Source organism: Micromonospora yongxingensis, assembly GCF_052601155.1.
The window spans coordinates 202,020-222,410 of record NZ_JBQXEO010000004.1; the positions used below are offsets into that span (position 1 = coordinate 202,020).

Genomic DNA, 20,391 nt, shown 5'->3' on the forward strand with positions numbered 1-20,391 from the left:
CGGCTGCGACAGTTGCCGACGTGAGCGATCGGTCGAGCAGGTGATCCTGAGGCGTGCCGGCTTCCGTGCACGGTGCGCGCTGACCATGATCCTTGTATGGACGAACAGTCAGAGCCCGTCACCCTGCACCTGTACTGCCGGGTCGACGTGGTGGTCACCGACCCGGCGGCTGTAGCCGACTTCGCGGTCGCCGAGCTACGGGCGGCCGACATCGACTGGTCCGAAGAGGACGACGATCTCGACTCGGCGGCCGCCGAGCTGCGGGGTCAACTCGCCACCTCGCTGGCGAGCGTGGCGGACATCAGTCGGGTGGTTGACGGTGTGCCCGGTGTCGAGTTCCGCGGTGGCCAGTGCTGGGCGGAGCCCGGCCCGCGCCGCGACGTGTTCTGAACCAGGTGCTTCGCATGGTCGGGAGTCCTCGGGGTAGGAGGAACGGCAACAACCCCCCGGAAGTGAGGTGTCAGACCAATGCCGACCGCACGCGAGATCATGACGAACGACGTGAGCTGCGTCCGCGAGCAGGACGACCTGAAGTCGGCCGCGAAGCGGATGGCCGAGCTGGGGGTCGGCTCGCTGCCGATCTGCGGCGACGACAACCGGCTCAAGGGCATGTTGACCGACCGCGACATCGTGGTGAAGGTGCTGGCCGAGGGGCGCGACCCGGCCAACGTGACCGCCGGTGAGCTGGCCCAGGGCGAGGCGGTGACCATCGGCGCCGACGACGACGCGGCCGAGATTCTGCGGACCATGGGTCAGCACAAGGTACGCCGGCTGCCGGTGATCGACGGGCACGAACTCGTCGGGATCGTGGCGGTGGCCGACGTGGCCCGGTCCCTTCCGGAGCGCCCGGTGGGCGACCTCATCGAGGCCATCTCCGAGCGCAGCTGACCGTCACACCCCTCAACGATCGCCGCCACCGGCCACGCCGGGTGGCGGCGATCGGCGTTCGCGGCGCCTGGCGTGACCGGGGTGCTCAGGAGGGCGGCGTCAGCGGGGCGGTCTCACCGCGGGCGATGGTGCGTACCTGCTTCACCCATCCACGGCGCCGAGCCTCTTCCACGAAGTGCGCCAGCGGGGAGCGGAACACCGGATAGTCGTCGTAGTGGATCGGCACGGTCAGCTTCGGCCGGATCAGCTCCACCAGGTCGGCGCCCTGCTGGGCGTCCATCGTGAGGAGAATCCCGGCGACCTTCGTGCCGCCGAGGTGGATCAGCATCGCGTCGATGTCCGGGTACCGCTCGGGGACGGCGGTGAGCAGCGGCCGGTTCAGGGTGTCGCCGGTGACGTAGAGCCGGAACTCGCGCGTCCCGGCGCGTTCCACGTCGATCATCGTGCCCATCACGTCGGGCATGAGCACGTCCAGCGCGCCCGGGCCGTGCTGGCCGGGCATCGACGTCAGCCGCACGGTCGTACCGTCGCGGTGCAGCTCCCGTGACGACCAGGTCGGCAGGCCCTCGGCGGCCCGGAAGCCCCAGCGGCGCAGCTTGCGTTCGGCGGCGGGAGTGGTGACGATCGGCAGCTCGCGGTCCAGCTCACGGCGGGCCACGCGGTCGAAGTGGTCGCCGTGCAGGTGGGAGAGGACCACCGCATCCAGCTCCGGGAGCTGGGCGATCCGCAGCGCCGGGTCCGTGCGCCGGCGCGACCACAGACCCTTGCCGAGGTACGCGCGCTGGCCCCGGTGCAGGAAGTTCGGGTCGGTCAGCAGGGTGAAACCGCCGATCCGCAGCACCGTCGTCGCGGTACCGATGAATGTGACCTGCGGCTGCTCCACCATGCGGCCCACCTCCTGCCCCCTGCCGTACCCCCCGTGGCCCCGGCCATGCGGAGGGCCGGCGGTCAACCGGCGGACGCGCCCGCGCCTCCGCCGTCCGCCGTGGACGCTCCGGTGTCCGACCCCGGTTCGCCGGCGTCGGCCGGAGGCTTGCCGGCAGCGTCGGATCGGGTCTGGGGCAGGTGCTCCATCAGCCGGGTGAGCGCGCCGTTGGCGAAGGTGGCCCCGAGCGCGGAGCCGGCCCCCATCGTCCAACCGACCGGTCCGAGCGGGGTGCACCCGAAGAACTGACTCAACCCCGGTGTCTGCACGACCACGACCAGCGCTCCCAGCGACGCCGCCGTGGACGCCAGCACCGCCGGGCTGGTGCCGCCGGCCAGGATGGTCTGGCCCAGCTGGGTGCCGACCAGGGAGACCAGCGCGACCGTGCCGGCCCGCTGACGGCGGCCGGTGTACCGGGCCAGCGTCCAGCCGACGGTGGCGCCCAGCGTGGTGGCTCCTGCCCGCAGCCCGATCTCCCTGGTCAGGGTCTCGCCGAGCGACACGTCCGGGCCCTCCCGCAGCAGGCTGTCGGTGCGGTCGGAGGCAGGCGGGCGGATCGCGATGGCCAGCGCCGGCGCCAGGTCGGTGAGCAGGTTGACCAGCAGAAGCTGCCGTCCGGTGAGCGCGGAGCGGCCGGTCACGGCGGCGGTGAGCACGCTGAACGCGATCTCGCCGAGGTTGCCGCCGACGAGGATGCTGAGCGCGTGCCGCACCGATGACCACATCGCCCGACCCTCGACCAGGGTGGCGATGATGGTCTCCAGCCGGTCGTCGGTGACGACCAGGTCGGCGGCGGCCCGTGCGGCCGGGGTGCCCCGCTGGCCGAGGGCGATGCCGACGTCGGCCAGCCGGATCGCCGGGGCGTCGTTGGCGCCGTCGCCGGTCATCGCCACGGTCCGCCCGCACTTCTGCAACGCCTGGATGATCCGCACCTTGTGCGCCGGGGTGCAGCGGGCCACGACATCCGTACGGGCCAACCGCTCGGCGAGCGCCTCGTCGTCCAACTGGTCGAGCTCGCCGGCGGTGACCACACGCTGCTCGTCGTGCTCGCTGATGGTGGCGGCGATCGCCTCGGCCGTCGCCGGATGGTCGCCGGTGATCATGATGGTGTGCACGCCGGCCTGCCGGATCCGGCGCACCGCCGGCGCCGCGCTCTCCCGGACCCCGTCGGCGAGGGCCAGGAACCCCACGAAGGTCAGGCCCCGGACGTCCCCGTCGGACACCGTGGGGTCGTTCACCTGGCACTCGGCGACGGCCAGGATCCGGTGCCCCGCCCCGGCCCGGTCGGCGAGCACCCGCTGCAACTCCGCGCGGCCGGCGTCGTCCAACGGCTCCCGGCGGCCGTCGGTACGCCGTGCCGAGCAGCGTGGCAGCACCGACTCCGGGGCGCCCTTGACGCTCAACAGCAGGTGGCCACCGGTCTCCCCGATGCTCGCGTGGTACCCGCGGGACGGCTCGAACGGCAGCCCGCCGACAGCCCGCCAGCCGTCGGCGCCGGTCTGCTCCACCACCCCCGCGACGGCGGCACCCTTGCGGACCGCGCGGTCGGTCTGCAGCACCAGCTCCTCCGGGTTGGCCGCGGCGGGGGTGGCCCGCAACGCCGTGGCCAGCGTCAACCGGAGCCGGTCGTCCAGCCGGTCCACCGGGGCGTACCGGTCGGCCACGCCGTCGCCGACCCCGGCGAGCAGCAGCTGGCCCTCGGTGAGGGTGCCGGTCTTGTCGAAGCACAGCACGTCCACCCGACCCAGCGCCTCGATCGTTCGCGGGTTGCGGACCAACGCGCCGTGCTCGGCCAGCCGCCGGGCCGCCGCCAGCTGCGCGGCACTGACCAGGAACGGCAACCCCTCCGGCACCGACGCCACGGCCAGGTTCGCGGCGGTCGCGGCCGTCTCGGCCAGCGGTACGCCCCGGAGCAGGCCCGCGCCGGCCACCGCCACCGCCGAACCGGCGGCCAACGGGATGGCGAGACTGGTCAACGAGCCGAGCCGCGCCTCGACCCCACTGGTCGGTGGCGCCTGCCGTACCAGCGCCAGGCTGCGCCCGGCCTCGGTGTCGGTGCCGAGCGCCACCACCACGGCAGTTCCGTGCCCGGCGGCGACGGTGGTGCCCTCGTACAACATCGAGTGCCGGTCGGCGACGGAGGCGGCGACCACCGGACGGTCGGTCTTGGCGACCGGCAGCGACTCGCCGGTCAGTGACGACTCGTCCGCCTCCAGCCCCACCGATTCGAGCACCCGGCAGTCGGCGGGCACCGAGTCACCCGGCTCGAGCGTGATGACGTCCCCCAGGACCAGGTCTTCGGCGGCGACCACCCGCTCGGCGCCGTCGCGGCGGACCCGGGCGGTCACCGCCGAACGGGACAGCAGCTCCGCCAGCGACCGTTCGGTGTTGCGCTCGTGCACCGCACCGATCAGGGCGGACCCGCCGACCACGCTGCCCACCAGCGCCGCGTCGACCAGCGAGCCGAACGACGCGGACAGCACCGCCCCGGCGGCCAGCACCGGGGTGAGCGGGTTGGCCAGTTCGTCCACGAAGGCGCGCAGAAGGCCCCCGCCTCCGGGTGCGTCACCGCCGGTCGCGCCGCCTCCGTCGTGGCGGCGCCGTGCTTCCGCGCTGTCCAGGCCGTCCGGTCGGGTGCCGAGGCGGTCGAGCACGGCGCCGGCCGGCATCAGGTGCCAGGCCGTCGCCACCGGCGCCGGGGTGTCCGACTGGTCGGGCAGCCGCCTCGCCCGCCAGACGCCGTGTGCGAAGGCCAACCCGGAGGCGCCGTTCACCGCGACCAGCGCGCGGTGGGGCAGTTGGGCCGGTGCGGCGGTGAACGCACCGAGCGCACCGAGACCGGTGCCGGCCATGCTCAGCCGGATGTTCTGCTCGGTCATCCGCCGGGCCACCCCGGTCGCCTCGATCAGCAGGGCCACCACCCGCAGGTCCGCGCCGACCAGCAGGTGCGCACCCCACGGTGGCAGCTCCTCCGGAGCGGACATTCCGAGGCCACAGTCGGACGCGCCGAGCGCCGTCCGGTCCCCGGACACCAGCATCACCACCGCCCCGTCGCGCTGCAACGCGCGTACCGACTCGGTCAGCCGGTCCCCGCCGGGCAGCATCGCGTCGGCGAAGCCGTACCGCTGCTCGTCGCCGCCGGCCACGACCAGCCGCAGGCCCGCCTGCCGGGCGACGGACGGCAGGCCGTCGACGCCCGGCGCGGGCTCCGGCTCGACCCGCAGCAACGCGGCCAGCCGGTCGCCGTGGGCCAGACCGACCAGTTGGCCGCCGGTGGTTCGCAGCCGATCGCTGTCCGGGATGTCACCGGGGTCGGTGCCGGGTAGCTGGTCCAGCGGCCCGAGCCGCCAACCGTCCGCACCTCGGGAGCCGCCCGGATCGGCCGGGTCGAACAACGCGAACGCGCGCTCCGCCACCTGGTCGACGTCCACTCCGCGCGCCGGGGCGAGGTCGGCGAGCACGCCCCGGTCCGAGCCGAGCACCGCCGCGTCCAGCACCAGCGTGTCGATCCGATCCAGCTCCCGCAGCACGCCTCGGTCCATCGCGATGACCCCGCGTCGGGCCAGGATCTGACCGAGCTGGGCGGCGTACCCCTCGCGTCCGCTGCCCGGGGCCTTGGGCAGCGCGGACAGACCCAGCGCGGCGGCCCTCTTGCGCCCGGCGAACGGTGCCGCCGCCGCAGCGGCCGCCGCGCCGGCGGCCAACGACCGGTTGACGTACCGCTCGACCGGGCCGTCCGGCTTCGGCCGGGGGCGCTCGGCCACCGGCCAGCGTGCCTCGGCGCGCTCCGGGGCGCCGGTGAGCCGCGGCTCGGCCCGCTCCCACGCGGTGAGCTGGGCTCGCGCCTCACCCCACTGCACGATCCGTTGGGCGCCGTCGATGACGATCCCCGTCCAGCCGCCGGCCAGACCCTGCACCACCGCCTCGGCGAGCGGAAAGATGATGTCCGCGCGAGGGTCGGCGCGCAGCCCACGGCCGGCGAGCGCGTGCAGCTTCGGTTGCAGATCCACCGCGGCGAGCAGCCCGGCGACCTCGCCGGGCACCGGCGCGAACGGCAGGAGCCGGGTAGCCGCCGAGAGGGTGAGGCCCAGCGCGTCGGAGGCGAGCGCACCCAGGGTGCGCGGGGTGCGCGGCCCCTCCTCCGGTGGGTGCGGCGGCGGGATCTCCGGATCAGGTTCGTGGTCGCAGGTCTTCTCGACCCGCGCGATCGTGGTGATGAGGTCGCGCAGCTTCGGCTCGGGGTCCTGTACGGCGACCACCACCCGGCCGGACGGGGCGTTCACCCGGGCCCAGGCCACCCCGGGCAGCCGCTCCAGCGCGCCCTCCACCTGCCGGGCCAGCCGGTCGCCGCCGTCCTGGCAGACGCCGTGCACCTCGATGTGGTGCCGCCCGGGTCGGGACCAGACCCGACGCCGGGTCAGCCCGGCGGTCCGGGCCAGTCGGGTCGCGGCCGAACCCACCGTCCGGGACGCCTCGCCGACCAGGTGCGGCACGCCGATGGACGGCAGGAGACGGCCGACCGCGCGGGCTGCGGCCGTCATCGAGGCGTACGGCAGGACGAACGCTCCCCGCTGCTGCCGGTTCTGCCGTCGGTCATCTCGTCCTCCCACCGCCTCGCGTCCGGCGGCCTGGCTTCCCGACCTGGCATCCGTTATGCCCTCCGGGCAGCGGAACTTTCCGTCGTCGGCGGGGCATGGACGGCGTGGGCGGTGGAATCCCGCGAAGGTCACCGGACACGGGGGAGGCCGGAATGAGCACACTGACGCGACACCTCAACGGTTCGCGCGAGACCGTCCAGATGTACAGCCGGCGGGTGGACGTGCCGATGCTGGGTGAGATGGCGGTTCCACCGCCGGACAAGCTCGCCTACTACGCCGGGCTCGGGCTGCTCGCCGCGCTCCAGGTCATCGAGTGGCCGCTGGCCCTGGTGATCACCGCCGGCCACCTTCTGGCCGACCAGCATCTTTCAGGGCTGGTGCGGGGCTTCGGAGGTGCGTTGGAGAACGCCTGACGAGAGCCACGCCACCTCTGATTGACATGAATCCGGGTTGAGGTCGCAGGCTTTCGTCCATGCCGAGTCCATCCGCCACCGCCGTACCGGCGGCCCCACCGGGACTGTTCGCACCCAGACTGCGGGCGATGACGGTGGGCAGCGTCGCCCTGATCTCGCTGCTCGCGTTCGAGGCGCTCGCGGTCGGCACGGCGATGCCGACCGTGGCTCGCAGCCTGGACGGCCTGGCGTTGTACGGAATCGCCTTCGGTGGCCCGTTCGCCGCGGGCGTGCTGGCCATGGTGGTCTCCGGGATCTGGTGCGATGCGCGGGGACCCCGGGGGCCGATGTGGCACGGCGTCGCCTGGTTCGTGGTCGGACTGCTGATCGCCGGGACCGCCCCGGTGATGAGCGCACTGGTCGTCGGCCGGGTGGTGCAGGGCTTCGGCTCCGGGCTGCTCTCGGTGGCGCTCTACGTGATCGTCGGGCACGCGTACCCGGAGGAGCTGCACCGGCGGATCTTCGCGGCGTTCGCGGCGGCGTGGGTCGTCCCGTCGCTGGTCGGGCCGGCGCTGGCCGGCCTGATCGTGGAGCACCTGGGCTGGCGGTGGGTCTTCCTGGCGGTGCCGGCGGTGGCGGTGCCGGCGGTGCTGCTGGTCCACCCCGGTCTGCGGTCGCTCGACCGGAGCACGCCGACCCGGCCGCCGGCCGGCGCGGTGGCCCGGATCGGCTGGGCGTGCGGGGCGGGGGTGAGCGCCGCACTGCTGCACATCGGGGGACAGCAGCGCGGTCCGGCAGCCCTGGCGCTGATCGCGCTCGCCGTGGCCGGCCTGCTGGTCTGCGCCCCGCGCCTGCTGCCGGCCGGGTTCCTCCGGGCGGCCCGAGGTCTGCCCACCGTGATCGGGCTGCGAGGTCTGGCCTCGGCGGCGTTCGTCGGCGCCGAGGTCGTCATCCCGTTGATGCTCTCCCGGGAGCGAGGTCTGTCGCCGACCGCCGCCGGGCTGGTGCTCACGGTCGGGGCACTGGCCTGGTCGGTGGGCTCGTGGGTGCAGGGCCGGATCCCCCTGCCGGCGTCCCGCGCCAGCCTGCCCCGGGCCGGGTTGAGCTGCATCACGGTCGGTACCGCCACGGTGGCGTTGGCCGTCCGGCCCGAGTTGCCGGTGGCCGTGGCCGTGCTGGGCTGGGCGGTCGCCGGCCTCGGCATGGGTCTGCTCTACCCGTCGTTGTCGGTGCTCACCCTGGAGCTGTCCGCCCCCGGGGAACAGGGCCGCAACAGTTCATCCCTGCAACTGGGCGACTCGCTCTTCGCGGCCACCGTGCTGGCGCTCACCGGGGCCGTGCTGGCGGCCGGTAGCGCGCCCGGCCCGGCCAGCTACGCGGCGACGTTGGGCGTCGCCGCCGGCCTGGCGCTGCTCGGTGCGCTGCTGGCCGGCCGGGTGGTGGTGGGCGGGACGGCACGGCCGGGCGGCTGATCCGCAGATTCGACGGCGCCCGGTCCCGGTCGGCCGGGAGGATGGCGGGGCGATGAGTTTCCTGACCGTCCTGCCGCTGGCCGTGGTGATGGTCGCCGGGACCCAGTTGGTCGTGGCGGTCTTCCTCGCCTCGTCGGACCGGCCCCGGGCCGCCTCGCTGGGCTTCCTCGCCGGCGCCGGGCTGGTGGTCGCCGCCGGGGTGACCGTGAGCTGGCTGCTCACCCGGCTGGTGGGCGGCGTGGCCACCGACGCCAGCGCCGTCGCCGGCCGGGTCGACCGCGGCCCCGCCATCGACCTGGTGGTGCTCGCCCTGCTGCTCGTCCTGGCCGTGGTGGTCTGGCTGCGTCGGAACCGGTCCGCGTCGCCACGGTGGCTGGGGAGTATCGGGCACGCCGACCCGCGCTGGGCGCTGCGGCTGGGTGCACTGCTCTTCGTGGCGACGCCCACCGACGACCTGACCATGGCGGCGGTGGGGGCGAGCGTGGCCCGGCACGACCTGCCGTGGTGGCACCTGCTGCCGTTCGTGCTGCTCACCGTGACCCTGCTGGCCCTTCCGTTGCTGGCGTTGCTCCTGCTGGGGCGTCGCGCCGCGCGGGTGCTGGCCCGGATGCGGGCCTGGGCCGAGGGACACGCCTGGGTGGTCAACGAGCTGCTGATCGGGTTCTTCGCGGTGCTGACCGTGCTGGACCTGATCCGGTCTGGGTGAGCCGTCGCACACCCGGTCACGGGTCGTGTCCGGACGCCGTCATCAGCGGGTGACGGCTCAGCGGGCGGACGGATGCCGTGGTTCGCGGCGGGACGGGAGGACGAGATGAGGGTTCTGGTCACCGGGGCGGGCGGCCACCTGGGCAGCGCGGTGCTGACCCGGTTGCGCGACGACGGGGTCGACGTCCGGGCCACCAGCCGACGGCCGCGTACCGGCTCCGGGGTGGAGTGGGTGGTGACCGACCTGGCCACCGGGGACGGGCTCACCGAGGCGGTGGCCGGAGTGGACGCGGTGCTGCACCTGGCATCCTCGCCGCGGGGTCGGCAGACCCACCAGGTGGACGTGCTCGGCACCCGCCGGCTGGTCGTCGCGGCCGGCGCGGCCGGCGTCCAGCACCTGGTCTATATCTCGATCGTCGGAGTGGACCGGGTGCCCATCCCGTACTACCGGCACAAGCTCGCCGCCGAGCAGGTCGTCGCGGCCAGCCCGGTGCCCTGGTCGGTGCTGCGGGCCACCCAGTTCCCGCAGTTCCTGGACGACCTGCTGACCGCCAGTGCGCGGCTGGGTCCGGTGATCGGAGACCGGGCGGTGCTCGCCCAGCCGGTCGACCCGGCCGAGGTGGCGGCCCGGCTGGCGGCCCGGCTGTTCGCCGGCCCGCTGGGCGGGATCGAGGAGTTCGGCGGGCCGCAGGTGCTCCGCTTCGACGAGGCGGTCCGCGCCTGGCGGCAGGCCCGGGGTTCACACCGGCTGTTGCTGCCGGTGCGGATACCCGGCCGCCTCGGTCGCGAGCTGCGCGCGGGCGGGCTGGTCACCGAGGCGCCGCCCCGAGGCGTACGCACCTGGGCCGACCATCTCGCTGACACGTACGGGGGAACCGGGCGGAGATGAGAGGAAGCCCGGTTCACATTCGCCTTACGGTGACGCCATGTTCGCTGTCGTCGTCACCGTGATCCTCTACGTCTTCGGTTTCGTCTTCCTCTACGGCGTGATCCGGCTGGGTGTCCGGCACGCGCTGGAGGACCTGGAGCTGCAACGGGCCAAGGCCCAGCGCGCCGAGGAGCTGGCCGCGTCCCGTGACCGCACCTTCCTGCGCGACAACGCCTTCCTCGCCGGGAGCTGAGCCGCCGATCGGTTCGGCCCGGACGGGTGGTGTCGCGTCGCGGCTCCGGAGTCGCCGGGCGGCCCGCCCGCACACCTGCGAGGATCGCACCCGTGATGGGAACGCTGAAGACCGAACCGGCCCGTGTCCGCCTCGACCTGCTCGCCCCGCCGGTGGCGGCGGCCATCTCCGAGTGGCCGGCCGACGCGCCGGTGAACGTCGATGACGTGCTGGTCGCGCCGATCGACGCCGACCTGGCCGACACCGCCGCCTTCTGCGCGGCGTACGAGGTGGGGCTGGACGTGTCAGCCAACTGCGTCGTGGTGGCGGGCAAGCGCGAGGGTGTGGTCCGCTACGCGGCCTGCATCATCCTGGCCACCACCCGGGCCGACGTGAACGGCGTGGCCCGCCGGGCGCTGGACGTCCGCAAGGCGAGCTTCGCCCCGATGGACGACGCGGTCGAGTTGACCGGCATGGAGTACGGCGGGATCACGCCGATCGGGTTGCCGGCGCAGTGGCCGATCCTGGTCGACGCGCGGGTGATCGCCACTCCACACGTGATCATCGGATCCGGTGTGCGGCACAGCAAGATCGCGCTGCCCGGGCCGGCGCTTGGCGCGCTGCCCGGCGCGCAGGTGGTGGAGGGTCTGGCCAGGCCGGCCTGACCGGGCACCGGCATCGATGTCGTTGCACGTGAAACATCACGCGTGTCGATGCCGGGCGCCGTGCTCAGTGCGAGTGCGCCCCGGACTCGCGCTGCTCGACCTCGGCGAGCGCGGCGAGCAGCGTCTGCGCGTCCTGGGCGCCGGTGACCGCGTACTTCCCGGCCAGCACGAAGGTCGGCACGCTGGTGACGCCCAACTCCCGGGCGGCGGCCAACTCGGCGGCGACCTCGGCGGTCCGCTCGTCGGAGTCGAGGAACCGGCGCACGTCGGCGACGTCCAGGCCGATCCCGCCGGCCAGCGCGGCCAGCGCCTCGCGGGAACCGACATCGACGCCCTGGGTGAAGTGCGCCTGGTAGAGCGCCTCCACCATCTCCGCCGCCAAACCGTGGTCGGCGGCGTAGGAGACCAGCCGGTGCGCCTCGAAGGTGTTCGCGATCACCGCACGGTCGAAGTCCAGCCGCAGCCCGTCACCCGCCGCGACCTCGGTCACGTGGGCGAACATCTGCCGGGCCCGCTCCGGACCACCGAACTTGGCGCCCATCGCCTCCACCAGCGGGCGGGGCTCCGACACCGGCGACGGGTCGAGCTGGAACGGCCGGTAGCGGACGGTCACGTCGCCGTCGTAGCTGGCGAGGGCCTGCTCCAGCCGGCGCTTGCCGATGTAGCACCACGGGCAGACGACGTCCGCGTAGATCTCGATCTCCATGATCGGTGGCAACTGCCTGCTCAGCCGAGTTGTTCCCGGACCTGACGCTTGAGCCGACCCAGGATCGCGGTGCCGCCGCGTACCCGCAGCGGGCTGATCGCCTGGGCCAGCCCCATCCGCTGGTAGAGGTCGTCCGGCACGGCCAGCACCTCCTCGGCGCTCGCGCCGGCCAGCCCTTCGGCGAGGATCCCCGCGAACGCCCGGGTGGTCGGTGCCTCCGGCGGACAGTCGAACAGCGTCTCGACGGTCCGCTCCGGCGTCACCCGGGCGCGCAGGAAGAACGAGGTCTGGCACTCCGGCACCTGCTCCATGCCCTCGCGGTCGGTGGCGTCGGCCGGCAGCGGCGGGATGACGTCGGCGTACTCCAGCAACATCTCCAGCACCAGGTCACGCGGTGCGGAGGCGAACTCGTCGACGATCTCGGCCAGTCGGGCGGGCATGTCAGCCATGCGTCGAGGCTACCGCTGTCGGCGGGGGCCCTTCCCCGCACCTCAAACGGTCGGGGACTGCTCGCTGATCTCGCTGAGGGCGCTGGTGGGGTCGAGCTGCATGGCCAGGTCGCCAAGCGAGACGATGCCGACCAGCTTGCGGTCGGTGTCACAGACCAGCACCCGCCGGATGCCCCGATCACGCATCAGCGCCGCCGCCTCGCCCGCCGTGCAGTGCTGCTCGATCATGACGACCTCGCGGGTGACGATCGAGCCGATGGTGGTGGCCGCGGGTGAGCTGTTCTCGGCCACCGCCCGGACCACGATGTCACGGTCGGTGAGCATGCCGGCGAGGCTGGCGCCGTCGGTGACCACCACGTCGCCGATGTCGGCCTCCTTCATCACCCTGGCCGCCTCGTCCAGGGTGGTCTCCGCCGGCAGGTAGACCACCTGCTTGGTCATCACGTCGCTGACCCGGTAACCGGTCATGAGAGCCTCCGAAGACGTTTCCACCCGATCGAACTGCGGTACCCCGTGATGCGATGGCTACACCAGGCTCCCACGGTCCCGGCGTACCTCGTGGACCAGTCGCTCCACCAGGCCGTCCAGGTGCAGCTCGGTGCGTCCGTCGCCGGCCCGCTCGCGCAGTTCGACGTACCCGTCGGCCAGCCGGCGGCCGACCACGACGGTGCGCGGGATGCCGACCAGTTCCGCGTCGGCGAACTTCACCCCGGCCGAGACGTGCGTCCGGTCGTCGACGAGCACCCGCAGGCCGGCTTCGGCGAGCCGCCCGCCGAGCTCCAGCGCCGCGTCGAGCTGAGGCCCCTTGCCCGCCACGACCAGGTGTACGTCCAACGGCGCGACCGCCGCAGGCCACACCAACCCACGATCGTCGTGGTGCTGCTCGGCGATCGCCGCCACCGCCCGGGACACGCCGATGCCGTAGCAGCCCATGGTCGGCCGGACCGGCTTGCCCGCCGGCCCGAGCACGTCGACCGCGAACGCGTCGGTGAAGCGGCGGCCGAGCTGGAAGATGTGGCCGATCTCGATGCCCCGCCGGATGGTCAGCTCGCCGTCGTCGCAGTCGGGGCACGGGTCACCGGCGCGTACCTCGGCCGCCTCGATCGTGCCGTCGGGGGTGAAGTCCCGGCCGCAGACCACGTTGGTCGCGTGCCGACCCGGCTCGTTCGCCCCGGTCAGCCAGGCCGAGCCGGGCACGATCCGCGGATCGACCAGGTAGCGGATGCCCAGCTTGTCGAGCAGTTGCGGCCCGATGTACCCGCGAACCAGCTCCGGATGGTCGGTCCACTGGTCGAAGACGGCCACCTGGGCCGGGTGCAGGGCGGCACCGACGCGCTTCAGGTCGACCTCGCGGTCACCCGGAACCCCCACCACCAGCGGTTCGGCCCGCTCCGCGCCCGGCTGACGTACGGACAGCACGACGTTCTTCAGGGTTTCGGCGGCCGTCCAGCCGTCCCGGCCACCCAGCCGGCGGGCGTTGGCCAGCTCCACCAGGCTGGCGATCGTCGGGGTCTCGGGCGTGTCGTGCACCTCGACGGCCGGCTGTGCGGCCGGGTCACCGGCGGCGGGCACCGGGGTGGTGACCGCCTCGGTGTTCGCCGCGTAGTCGCAGGCGGTGCAGCCGACGAAGGTGTCCTCACCGACCGGCGTGGCGGCCAGGAACTCCTCCGACGCCGAGCCACCCATCGCCCCGGACATCGCGTGCACCACCGTGTAGTCCAGGCCCAGCCGGTCGAAGATCCGCCGGTACGCCGCCCGGTGCCGTCCGTACGCGTCGCGCAGCCCCGCCTCGTCGAGGTCGAAGGAGTACGCGTCCTTCATGAGGAACTCCCGGCCGCGCAGCAGACCGGCCCGGGGCCGCGCCTCGTCGCGGAACTTCGTCTGCACCTGGAACAGCGTCACCGGGAAGTCCCGGTACGAGGTGAACAGGTCCTTGACCAGCAGCGCCGCCATCTCCTCGTGGGTGGGCGCCAACAGGTGCTCGGCGCCGCGCCGGTCGGCGAGGGTGAAGATGTCGTCGCCGTACTCCGTCCACCGGCCGCTGCTCCGGTACGGTTCCGCCGGCAGCAACGCCGGGAAGTGCACCTCCTGGTCGCCGATCGCGATCAGCTCACGGCGCACCACCTCGGTGATCCGGTCCAGCACCAGCTTGCCCAGCGGCAGCCACGTGTAGCCGCCCGGTGCGGCGCGACGGATGTAGCCGGCGCGCAGCAGCAGCCGGTGGCTCGGCACCTCCGCGTCGGCCGGGTCCTCGCGCAGGGTTCGCAGCAGCAGGGTCGACATGCGTAGCAGCATTCGCGCAGCCTACGAGCGGTGAGCTGGGATGAGCGACCCAATTCGGACCTGTGCCGATGGTGCTCGAAGCGGCAGGCTGTTCGCGTGATCGACTCGGCTTGCGTGATGTTGGGAGGCAGGCACCCCGCGGACGAGCAATGACCTCCGCCACGTCGTCCGGTTCGGGGCACCGACGGCCGCGTCTCCGGTGACAGACTGGTCGCCGCAGGCAACGGGTGGCGTGAGGGGGCGCGGGTGCGCTGGCGCAGTTTTGTCGCGGTCGGGGACAGCTTCACCGAGGGTATGGACGACGCGTACCCGGACGGCACCTACCGGGGTTGGGCGGACCTCGTGGCGACCCGGCTGGCGGCGGAGGCCGGCCCCGACTTCCGCTACGCCAACCTGGCCATCCGCGGTCGGCTCTTCCCCAGCGTCGTGGCCGAGCAGGTGCCCGCCGCCGTGGCGATGAAGCCCGACCTGATCAGCTTCGCGGCCGGCGGCAACGACGTGCTGCGCCGCACCTTCGACCCGGACACGCTGGTCGCCCGCTTCGACGAGGTGGTCCGCCAACTGCGCTCGGGCGGCGCGGACGTGCTGCTCTTCCGGTTCGCGGACGTGATGGCCCGACTGCCCGGCCAGCGCCTCGTCGCACCCCGCGTGCAGCTGCTCAACCAGGCGGTCGGCGAGACCGCCGAGCGGCACGGCGCCATCATGGTCGACCTGTACGCCGACGACACCTTCCTCAACCCGATGCTCTGGAGCACCGACCGGCTGCACCTCTCGGCGGCCGGTCACCGGCGGGTCGCCGGGCAGGTGCTGAACGCGCTCGGGGTCGGCTGCGACGAGGAGTGGCTGATGGTGCCACCGCACCCCGCGCCCTCCCCGTGGCTCGCCGCCCGCGCGGCCGACCTGCGCTGGGCGGGGCAGCACCTGGCTCCGTGGATCAAGCGGCGGCTGACCGGTCGCTCCTCCGGCGACACGGTCACCGCGAAGCGTCCCCTGCTCGGGCCGTTCGCCGACTGATCGTGCGGACCATCCACACCGCCACGCTGCTGCGGGTGACACCGGAGGACGAGCCGGTCCCCGGTCGGGCGGTGCTGGTGACCGGTTCCCGGATCGAGGCCGTGGCGTCACTGGACGAGCTGACGCAGGCGTACCCGCAGGTGCGGGTGCGGCGATGGGCTGGCACGCTCGGGCCGGCGCTGGTGCACGACGGGCCCCTGCCGCCCGCGCCCAGCCCACGCGAACGCGTGCACGCGCTGTTCCAGCTCGGGGCCGCCGCGGTCCTGGCCGCGCACGTGGCCGAGCCGGCGTTGCGGGCCGCCGCGGTCCGCAACGACGTCGCGGTGCTCGACGAGGTACGGCGGCACGCACTGGTGCCGTCCGCCCGTGCCGACCTGGCTGTCTTCGCCGCCGACGGCACCTGCCTCGCCGCTGTCGTCGCCGGCCGGCTGGTGCACCGGCGGGCCTGACACCGAGGCCCATCCCCTGTGGTCCGTCGTGCCGGCGGTCACATCCGCAGCACCCGATTACCGATGGCGGGCCGGCGGGCAGGGATCCGGCGTACCTTGGGGATCATGTCTGTGCCGAACGATCCTGATCCCCGCCTCCAGTCCTACGCGGACCCGCAGCGGCTGGTCACCACCGAGTGGCTGGCCGAGCACCTGGGCGACGAGGGTCTCGTGGTTGTCGAGTCCGACGAGGACGTGCTGCTCTACGACACCGGTCACATCCCGGGTGCCGTCAAGGTCGACTGGCACCTGGAGCTGAACGACCAGGTGACCCGGGACTACCTGGACGCCAGGAGCTTCGCCGAACTGTGCGCCGCCAAGGGCATCGGCCGGGGCGACACCGTCGTCTTCTACGGCGACAACTTCAACTGGTGGGCCGCGTACGCCCTCTGGGTCTTCTCGCTCTTCGGCCACGCCGACGTACGGCTGCTCGACGGCGGCCGGCAGAAGTGGATCGCCGAAGGACGCGAGCTGACCCGCGACAAGCCGAGCCGACCGCGCGCCGAGTACCCGGTGCCGGAGCGCGACGACGCACCGCTGCGGGCCTACCGCGAGCAGGTGATGGCGCACATCGCCGCCGGTCGGCCGCTGGTGGACGTCCGGTCGCCGGGCGAGTACACCGGCGAGACGCTGCACATGCCGAACTACCCGCAGGAAGGCGCGCTGCGCGGCGGGCACATCCCGGGTGCGGTCAGCAAGCCGTGGAAGTCGGCGGCCAATGACGACGGCACGTTCAAGTCGCGCAACGAGCTGCGTGCGATCTACGCCGACCAGCTCGGACTGAGCCCGGACGACGACGTGATCGCGTACTGCCGGATCGGTGAGCGGTCCAGCCACACCTGGTTCGTGCTGCGGCACCTGCTGGGCTACCCGCAGGTGCGCAACTACGACGGCTCGTGGACCGAGTGGGGCAACCTGGTCCGGGCTCCCGTCGTGAAGGGCGACCAGCCCGGCGGCCTCGCCGCCTGATCGACCCGGCGGTCCCGCCGCGGCACCCGTCCCCGCGCGACCCTCCGGCCGCGCGGGGACGAGGGCTCAACCGGCCAGCGCCACCACCCCGTTCAGGTCGCGGACAACGCCGGTGACCTCACCGGTCTCCGGGTGCCAGCGCGCCACGCCGGCCGGTTGCAGGCGGACCAGCACGGCGCCCTGGTTGTCCCAGCCCAGCACGTCGCAGCAGCCCTTCGTCCGGTCCCGGCCCAGGTCGAGCATGTGGGTCACCGCGCCGGTGCGGGCGTCCAGCACGGCCACACCCTCGGCCCCGTCGATCTGGCTGTTGGTGATCCACGCCGCCCGGGCCAGTCGCTCGCCGTGCAACCAACCCCGGCCGTAGAACTCGTTGACCTGGTACGGCACCGGCATCGCCGTGCCGGTGACCTTCTGTTCGGAGCGCACGCTGCCCTCGCGGGCGGTCCGGCTGCGCAGCATCAGGCCGTCCCGCTCGCCGCCCACCTCGACGAGCGCCGCCTGGCGGCCGGCCGCCGGGTCGGGTGCGACCAGATCCCAGATCGACACGTCGACCTCGCTCGCCGAACCGGTGATCCGGTCCACCGCGTACGTCCGGTCGTCACCGCCGACCAGCACCCGGTCGCTAGCCCAGACCACCAGCTCCAGGTAGCCGTCGAGCGGGATCCGGCGCACGGTCGCCGCGGTGAGGTCCACCATGATCAGCTCGTTGGTCTGTGCGAACGCGGCCGACCGACCGTCGGGCGACAGCACCCCGGGCTTCACGGCCGGCGCCTGGTTGCCGTCCTCGTCCCGAGTGGGTGCCGGGGTCACCACGTCGAGACTGCGCACCACGCCGTCGTCGCCGAGGATCCGGACCGGGCCGTCCGCGCGGTACTCCTGGTCCATCGGCTGGAACAGCGCCAAGGCCCGCTGGACCGGTCGCGCGGAGAGTGGCACGGTCGCCGGGTCACCGAGCCGGGCCAGCGGGTCGGGTGGGAAGGTCAGCTCGGCGGGGGCCCGCACCACCGGCCCCGCGTGGGTGGGCGCGACGGTCGGGGTCGGGGCCACCGAATGGTCCGGCGGTGGGTTGGCGGGCGGTCGCAGGGCGGCAACCGTGCCGCCGCCGACCAGCACCACGGCCAGGGCAACCGTGCCGACGGCCCGGCGGGTACGCCGAGTGCGCCGGGCCCGTTCCCAACCGGCCACCGCCGGGTGGCTGGGCCGGACGTCCTCGACGCTGACGGTCAGCAGTTGACGCAGGTCCTGCTCGTTCACGGGTTCACCTCCAGGCCGGTGGGCAGGTCGCCGGGCGTCGCCGGGCCTCGGCCCGGTCGGGCGTCCCGGGCGAGGTCCGGAGCGACCTCGCGAAGTCGGCGCAGCGCCGCGTGGCACTGGCTCTTCACGGTGCCGACGGTCACGCCGAGAGCCTCGGCGGTGGCGACCTCGGTCAGGTCCTCGTAGTAGCGCAGCACCAGCACGGCCCGCTGCCGGGGTGGCAGCAGGCCCAGCGCGTGGTGCATCGTCAGCCGCAGTGCGCCGTCGCGATCGGGAGCAGGCTGCTCCGGCGGGTCGGCGCTGAGCCATTCCCGACGCCGGCGACGCCACCACGACACCGTGTCCCGATAGAGGATGGCTCGTACGTACGCGGCGGGGTCACCGTCGCGGACCGAGGCCCAGCGCAGCGCCAGCTTCAGCAGCGCGTCCTGGAGGAGGTCCTCGGCCTGGTGGCGGTTGCCGCAGATCAGGTACGCCGCGCGCAGCAGCCGGTGCTGGTGGCTCTCCACGAAGGCGAGGTAACTCTCGCGCCCGTCGTCTGCCGCCGGTCCCATCCGCCCACCTCCCGGCCGTCGCGTTGCCGCGTCACCTGCCAGACGCACGGGGAGGGATAAAAGGTTGGGTCAGTTCTCCGGCAGCCCGGTCAGGTAGCGCTGCAGGGTCGGTGCGACCCAGGAAACCAGTTCCTCCGGATCCACGTCCACCATCGGCGGTAGGCGGACGATGTAGCGGGTGAAGGCGAGGCCGAGGACCTGGCTGGCCACCAGGCCGGCGCGTCGCGCGGTGGTGGCCGGGTCGGTGCCGAACGTGGAGACGGCCGCGACGAGTTGGTCGGCGAAGAGGCCGCGCATACGTTCGGCCGCGCCCGGATTGGTGCTGGCCGCCCGGAGCAGCGCCGCCAGCGTCTCGTCGCCCTCCCACCGGGCGAGGAAGTGCCGGATCAGCACCTCGCCGAGCTGCCCCGGAGGCACGGCGGTCAGGTCGGGCAGCCGTAGGTCGAACTCCGCCGCCGCCGCGAACAGCCCCTCCTTGCTGCCGTAGTAGCGCATCACCATCGACGGGTCGATCCGGGCGTCGGCGGCGATGGCCCGGATCGTGGCCCGTTCGTACCCGTCCGCGGCGAACCGTTCGCGGGCTGCCCGCAGGATCGCCGCGCGGGTCGCGTCCGAGCGGCGCGGGCGGTTCGGGTGGGCGGGCGCTGTCATGTCAACGACCGTATGCCAACAACTGTTGACACACAACGAGGGCCGTCCTAGCGTTGCCAACAAGTGTTTGCCAACGCCTGTTGGCAACGGTCGTTCCGGAGGTGGCCATGCTGCCCACGAGTACCGACGTTCTGGTGGTGGGCGCCGGCCCCACCGGCCTCGCCACCGCACTGACACTCGCCCGGCGCGGGTTCGAGGTGACCGTGCTGGACCAGTTGGCCGAACCGCCGTCGACCTCGCGGGCGGCCGTCGTGCACGCGTACACCCTGGAGGTGCTGGACCGGATCGGTGCCGCCGCGCCGCTGGTCGCCCAGGGGGTACGGGCCCCGCGTTTCACCGTGCGCGACCGGGACCGGGTGCTGCTGTCGGTCCCGTTCCACCAACTGCCGTCCCGATTTCCCTACGCGCTGCTGGTCTCCCAGGCGATCACCGAGGCGGTGCTCGCCCGGCAACTGGCCGACCGCGGCGTCGAGGTGCGGCGACCGTGCCGGCTGACCGGCCTGAGCCGGACCGGCGACGGGGTGCTCGCCCGGATCGACGGTGCGGCGCTGCGCGCCCGGTTCGTGGTCGGCGCGGACGGCCTGCACAGCACGGTCCGTCGGTTGGCCGGCATCGGCTTCACCGGCCCGAGCGACGAGGAGTCCTTTGTACTCGCCGACGTCCGCGTGCACAGCACCCTGCCCCGCGACGAGGCGGCGCTCTTCCTCGCCCGCTCCGGACCGCTGATCTGGGCACCGCTCCCGGACGGGGTGGTCCGGCTGGTCGCCGCCGTGGCGACGGCCCCGGCCGAGCCGGATGCGGCCTACCTCCAGGCGCTGCTCGACGAGCGCGGCCCGGCACAGCGACCCGACCGGGTCACCGAGGTGCTCTGGGGTTCCCGCTTCCGGGTGCACCACCGGATCGCCGACACCTTCCGGTCCGGGCCGGTGCTGCTGGCCGGCGACGCCGGGCACGTCCACAGCCCTGCCGGAGGGCAGGGCATGAACCTCGGCATCTGCGACGCGGTGGCCCTCGGCACCGCGCTGGCCGACGTGCTCGACGGCGGGCCCGAGGCGCTGCTCGACGACTACACGGCCCGGCAACGCCCGATGGCCGAGGACGTGCTGAGCTTCGCCGCCGGGCTGACCCGGCTGGCCACCCTCTCGCCGGCTCGCCGCCCGATCCGTGACGTGCTGCTCCGGCTGCTCGGTGCCGTACCGCCGGCCCGCCGACGGATCGCGCTTCGCCTGTCCGGGCTGTCCCACCGGGAACGCGCGCAGGGCTAGGCTGCGCCTCGTG

Annotated in this window: 21 protein-coding genes; 12 read left to right on the forward strand and 9 right to left on the reverse strand. The window is 73.6% G+C overall.

All coding sequences use genetic code 11. The annotated features are described in order from the left end of the window. The first annotated feature begins 96 nt into the window (after window positions 1–96). Window positions 97–390, forward strand: coding sequence for a hypothetical protein (locus ACTWLT_RS08260; protein ID WP_445317766.1), 294 nt, complete (start codon window positions 97–99; stop codon window positions 388–390). Window positions 391–468: 78 nt separating this feature from the next. Next, on the forward strand, window positions 469–888 hold the full coding sequence (locus ACTWLT_RS08265; RefSeq protein WP_252416965.1) for a CBS domain-containing protein: 420 nt from the start codon (window positions 469–471) through the stop codon (window positions 886–888). Window positions 889–973: 85 nt separating this feature from the next. Here ACTWLT_RS08265 and ACTWLT_RS08270 read toward each other — a convergent pair whose 3' ends face one another. Next, complete coding sequence (locus ACTWLT_RS08270) at window positions 974–1,774, reverse strand: MBL fold metallo-hydrolase (protein ID WP_445317767.1); 801 nt, start codon at window positions 1,772–1,774, stop codon at window positions 974–976. Window positions 1,775–1,836: 62 nt separating this feature from the next. Then, window positions 1,837–6,354 carry a cation-translocating P-type ATPase gene (locus ACTWLT_RS08275; protein ID WP_445317851.1) on the reverse strand — a complete coding sequence of 1,506 codons (4,518 nt, stop codon included), beginning with the start codon at window positions 6,352–6,354 and terminating at the stop codon, window positions 1,837–1,839. A gap of 152 nt (window positions 6,355–6,506) precedes the next feature. Between ACTWLT_RS08275 and ACTWLT_RS08280 the strand changes: the two genes are divergently transcribed. From ACTWLT_RS08280 to ACTWLT_RS08305, 6 genes are all read left to right on the forward strand, one after another. Continuing rightward, window positions 6,507–6,824, forward strand: coding sequence for a hypothetical protein (locus ACTWLT_RS08280; protein ID WP_445317768.1), 318 nt, complete (start codon window positions 6,507–6,509; stop codon window positions 6,822–6,824). 59 nt (window positions 6,825–6,883) lie between these two features. After that, window positions 6,884–8,275: an MFS transporter gene (locus ACTWLT_RS08285; protein WP_445317769.1), complete on the forward strand. Its 1,392-nt coding sequence runs from the start codon at window positions 6,884–6,886 to the stop codon at window positions 8,273–8,275. A 52-nt stretch (window positions 8,276–8,327) separates the two neighbouring features. Further along, window positions 8,328–8,981, forward strand: coding sequence for a GAP family protein (locus ACTWLT_RS08290; protein WP_445317770.1), 654 nt, complete (start codon window positions 8,328–8,330; stop codon window positions 8,979–8,981). A 105-nt stretch (window positions 8,982–9,086) separates the two neighbouring features. Then, on the forward strand, window positions 9,087–9,869 hold the full coding sequence (locus tag ACTWLT_RS08295; protein ID WP_445317771.1) for an SDR family oxidoreductase: 783 nt from the start codon (window positions 9,087–9,089) through the stop codon (window positions 9,867–9,869). Window positions 9,870–9,906: 37 nt separating this feature from the next. Further along, on the forward strand, window positions 9,907–10,101 hold the full coding sequence (locus tag ACTWLT_RS08300; protein WP_252416971.1) for a hypothetical protein: 195 nt from the start codon (window positions 9,907–9,909) through the stop codon (window positions 10,099–10,101). Between the two features lie 95 nt (window positions 10,102–10,196). Continuing rightward, the gene (locus ACTWLT_RS08305; protein WP_252417153.1) at window positions 10,197–10,745 is read left to right on the forward strand and encodes a YbaK/EbsC family protein; all 549 of its coding nucleotides are present in this window, start codon (window positions 10,197–10,199) and stop codon (window positions 10,743–10,745) included. A 64-nt stretch (window positions 10,746–10,809) separates the two neighbouring features. Here ACTWLT_RS08305 and ACTWLT_RS08310 read toward each other — a convergent pair whose 3' ends face one another. The 4 genes from ACTWLT_RS08310 to ACTWLT_RS08325 are packed head-to-tail and all read right to left on the reverse strand — an operon-like array spanning window position 10,810 to window position 14,195. After that, window positions 10,810–11,451 (reverse strand): DsbA family oxidoreductase, encoded by a 642-nt coding sequence (locus ACTWLT_RS08310; protein WP_445317772.1) that lies wholly within the window; start codon window positions 11,449–11,451, stop codon window positions 10,810–10,812. Window positions 11,452–11,471: 20 nt separating this feature from the next. Continuing rightward, on the reverse strand, window positions 11,472–11,900 hold the full coding sequence (locus ACTWLT_RS08315; RefSeq protein ID WP_445317773.1) for a SufE family protein: 429 nt from the start codon (window positions 11,898–11,900) through the stop codon (window positions 11,472–11,474). A gap of 42 nt (window positions 11,901–11,942) precedes the next feature. Beyond that, window positions 11,943–12,368, reverse strand: coding sequence for a CBS domain-containing protein (locus ACTWLT_RS08320; protein WP_252416973.1), 426 nt, complete (start codon window positions 12,366–12,368; stop codon window positions 11,943–11,945). 57 nt (window positions 12,369–12,425) lie between these two features. After that, complete coding sequence (locus ACTWLT_RS08325) at window positions 12,426–14,195, reverse strand: proline--tRNA ligase (RefSeq protein ID WP_445317774.1); 1,770 nt, start codon at window positions 14,193–14,195, stop codon at window positions 12,426–12,428. 234 nt (window positions 14,196–14,429) lie between these two features. On the opposite strand from ACTWLT_RS08325, the gene ACTWLT_RS08330 reads away from it, so the two are divergent. The 3 genes from ACTWLT_RS08330 (at window position 14,430) to ACTWLT_RS08340 (ending at window position 16,654) form a co-directional block, all read left to right on the forward strand. Continuing rightward, complete coding sequence (locus ACTWLT_RS08330) at window positions 14,430–15,197, forward strand: SGNH/GDSL hydrolase family protein (RefSeq protein ID WP_445317775.1); 768 nt, start codon at window positions 14,430–14,432, stop codon at window positions 15,195–15,197. A gap of 2 nt (window positions 15,198–15,199) precedes the next feature. Beyond that, the gene (locus tag ACTWLT_RS08335) at window positions 15,200–15,646 is read left to right on the forward strand and encodes an imidazolonepropionase-like domain-containing protein (RefSeq protein WP_445317776.1); all 447 of its coding nucleotides are present in this window, start codon (window positions 15,200–15,202) and stop codon (window positions 15,644–15,646) included. A 105-nt stretch (window positions 15,647–15,751) separates the two neighbouring features. Continuing rightward, entirely contained in the window at window positions 15,752–16,654 is a 903-nt protein-coding gene (locus ACTWLT_RS08340) for a sulfurtransferase (protein WP_445317777.1), read from the forward strand. A 66-nt stretch (window positions 16,655–16,720) separates the two neighbouring features. Here ACTWLT_RS08340 and ACTWLT_RS08345 read toward each other — a convergent pair whose 3' ends face one another. From ACTWLT_RS08345 to ACTWLT_RS08355, 3 genes are all read right to left on the reverse strand, one after another. Further along, window positions 16,721–17,908 (reverse strand): hypothetical protein, encoded by a 1,188-nt coding sequence (locus tag ACTWLT_RS08345; RefSeq protein WP_445317778.1) that lies wholly within the window; start codon window positions 17,906–17,908, stop codon window positions 16,721–16,723. Further along, window positions 17,905–18,462 carry a SigE family RNA polymerase sigma factor gene (locus ACTWLT_RS08350; RefSeq protein ID WP_445317779.1) on the reverse strand — a complete coding sequence of 186 codons (558 nt, stop codon included), beginning with the start codon at window positions 18,460–18,462 and terminating at the stop codon, window positions 17,905–17,907. The genes ACTWLT_RS08345 and ACTWLT_RS08350 overlap by 4 nt, the downstream gene beginning before the upstream one ends. A gap of 69 nt (window positions 18,463–18,531) precedes the next feature. After that, complete coding sequence (locus tag ACTWLT_RS08355; protein WP_445317780.1) at window positions 18,532–19,113, reverse strand: TetR/AcrR family transcriptional regulator; 582 nt, start codon at window positions 19,111–19,113, stop codon at window positions 18,532–18,534. Between the two features lie 107 nt (window positions 19,114–19,220). Here ACTWLT_RS08355 and ACTWLT_RS08360 point away from each other — a divergent pair, with 107 nt between their 5' ends. Continuing rightward, entirely contained in the window at window positions 19,221–20,378 is a 1,158-nt protein-coding gene (locus ACTWLT_RS08360; protein WP_445317781.1) for an FAD-dependent oxidoreductase, read from the forward strand. The last annotated feature ends 13 nt before the right edge of the window (window positions 20,379–20,391 follow it).

Bases quoted from the DNA above. Each gene is read 5' to 3' on its own strand.
- ACTWLT_RS08260 (WP_445317766.1), top strand. From the start codon at position 97: ATGGACGAACAGTCAGAGCCCGTCACCCTGCACCTGTACTGCCGGGTC.
- ACTWLT_RS08265 (WP_252416965.1), top strand. From the start codon at position 469: ATGCCGACCGCACGCGAGATCATGACGAACGACGTGAGCTGCGTCCGC.
- ACTWLT_RS08270 (WP_445317767.1), bottom strand. From the start codon at position 1,774: ATGGTGGAGCAGCCGCAGGTCACATTCATCGGTACCGCGACGACGGTG.
- ACTWLT_RS08275 (WP_445317851.1), bottom strand. From the start codon at position 6,354: ATGACGGCCGCAGCCCGCGCGGTCGGCCGTCTCCTGCCGTCCATCGGC.
- ACTWLT_RS08280 (WP_445317768.1), top strand. From the start codon at position 6,507: ATGGACGGCGTGGGCGGTGGAATCCCGCGAAGGTCACCGGACACGGGG.
- ACTWLT_RS08285 (WP_445317769.1), top strand. From the start codon at position 6,884: ATGCCGAGTCCATCCGCCACCGCCGTACCGGCGGCCCCACCGGGACTG.
- ACTWLT_RS08290 (WP_445317770.1), top strand. From the start codon at position 8,328: ATGAGTTTCCTGACCGTCCTGCCGCTGGCCGTGGTGATGGTCGCCGGG.
- ACTWLT_RS08295 (WP_445317771.1), top strand. From the start codon at position 9,087: ATGAGGGTTCTGGTCACCGGGGCGGGCGGCCACCTGGGCAGCGCGGTG.
- ACTWLT_RS08300 (WP_252416971.1), top strand. From the start codon at position 9,907: ATGTTCGCTGTCGTCGTCACCGTGATCCTCTACGTCTTCGGTTTCGTC.
- ACTWLT_RS08305 (WP_252417153.1), top strand. From the start codon at position 10,197: ATGGGAACGCTGAAGACCGAACCGGCCCGTGTCCGCCTCGACCTGCTC.
- ACTWLT_RS08310 (WP_445317772.1), bottom strand. From the start codon at position 11,451: ATGGAGATCGAGATCTACGCGGACGTCGTCTGCCCGTGGTGCTACATC.
- ACTWLT_RS08315 (WP_445317773.1), bottom strand. From the start codon at position 11,900: ATGGCTGACATGCCCGCCCGACTGGCCGAGATCGTCGACGAGTTCGCC.
- ACTWLT_RS08320 (WP_252416973.1), bottom strand. From the start codon at position 12,368: ATGACCGGTTACCGGGTCAGCGACGTGATGACCAAGCAGGTGGTCTAC.
- ACTWLT_RS08325 (WP_445317774.1), bottom strand. From the start codon at position 14,195: ATGCTGCTACGCATGTCGACCCTGCTGCTGCGAACCCTGCGCGAGGAC.
- ACTWLT_RS08340 (WP_445317777.1), top strand. From the start codon at position 15,752: ATGTCTGTGCCGAACGATCCTGATCCCCGCCTCCAGTCCTACGCGGAC.
- ACTWLT_RS08350 (WP_445317779.1), bottom strand. From the start codon at position 18,462: ATGGGACCGGCGGCAGACGACGGGCGCGAGAGTTACCTCGCCTTCGTG.
- ACTWLT_RS08355 (WP_445317780.1), bottom strand. From the start codon at position 19,113: ATGACAGCGCCCGCCCACCCGAACCGCCCGCGCCGCTCGGACGCGACC.
- ACTWLT_RS08360 (WP_445317781.1), top strand. From the start codon at position 19,221: ATGCTGCCCACGAGTACCGACGTTCTGGTGGTGGGCGCCGGCCCCACC.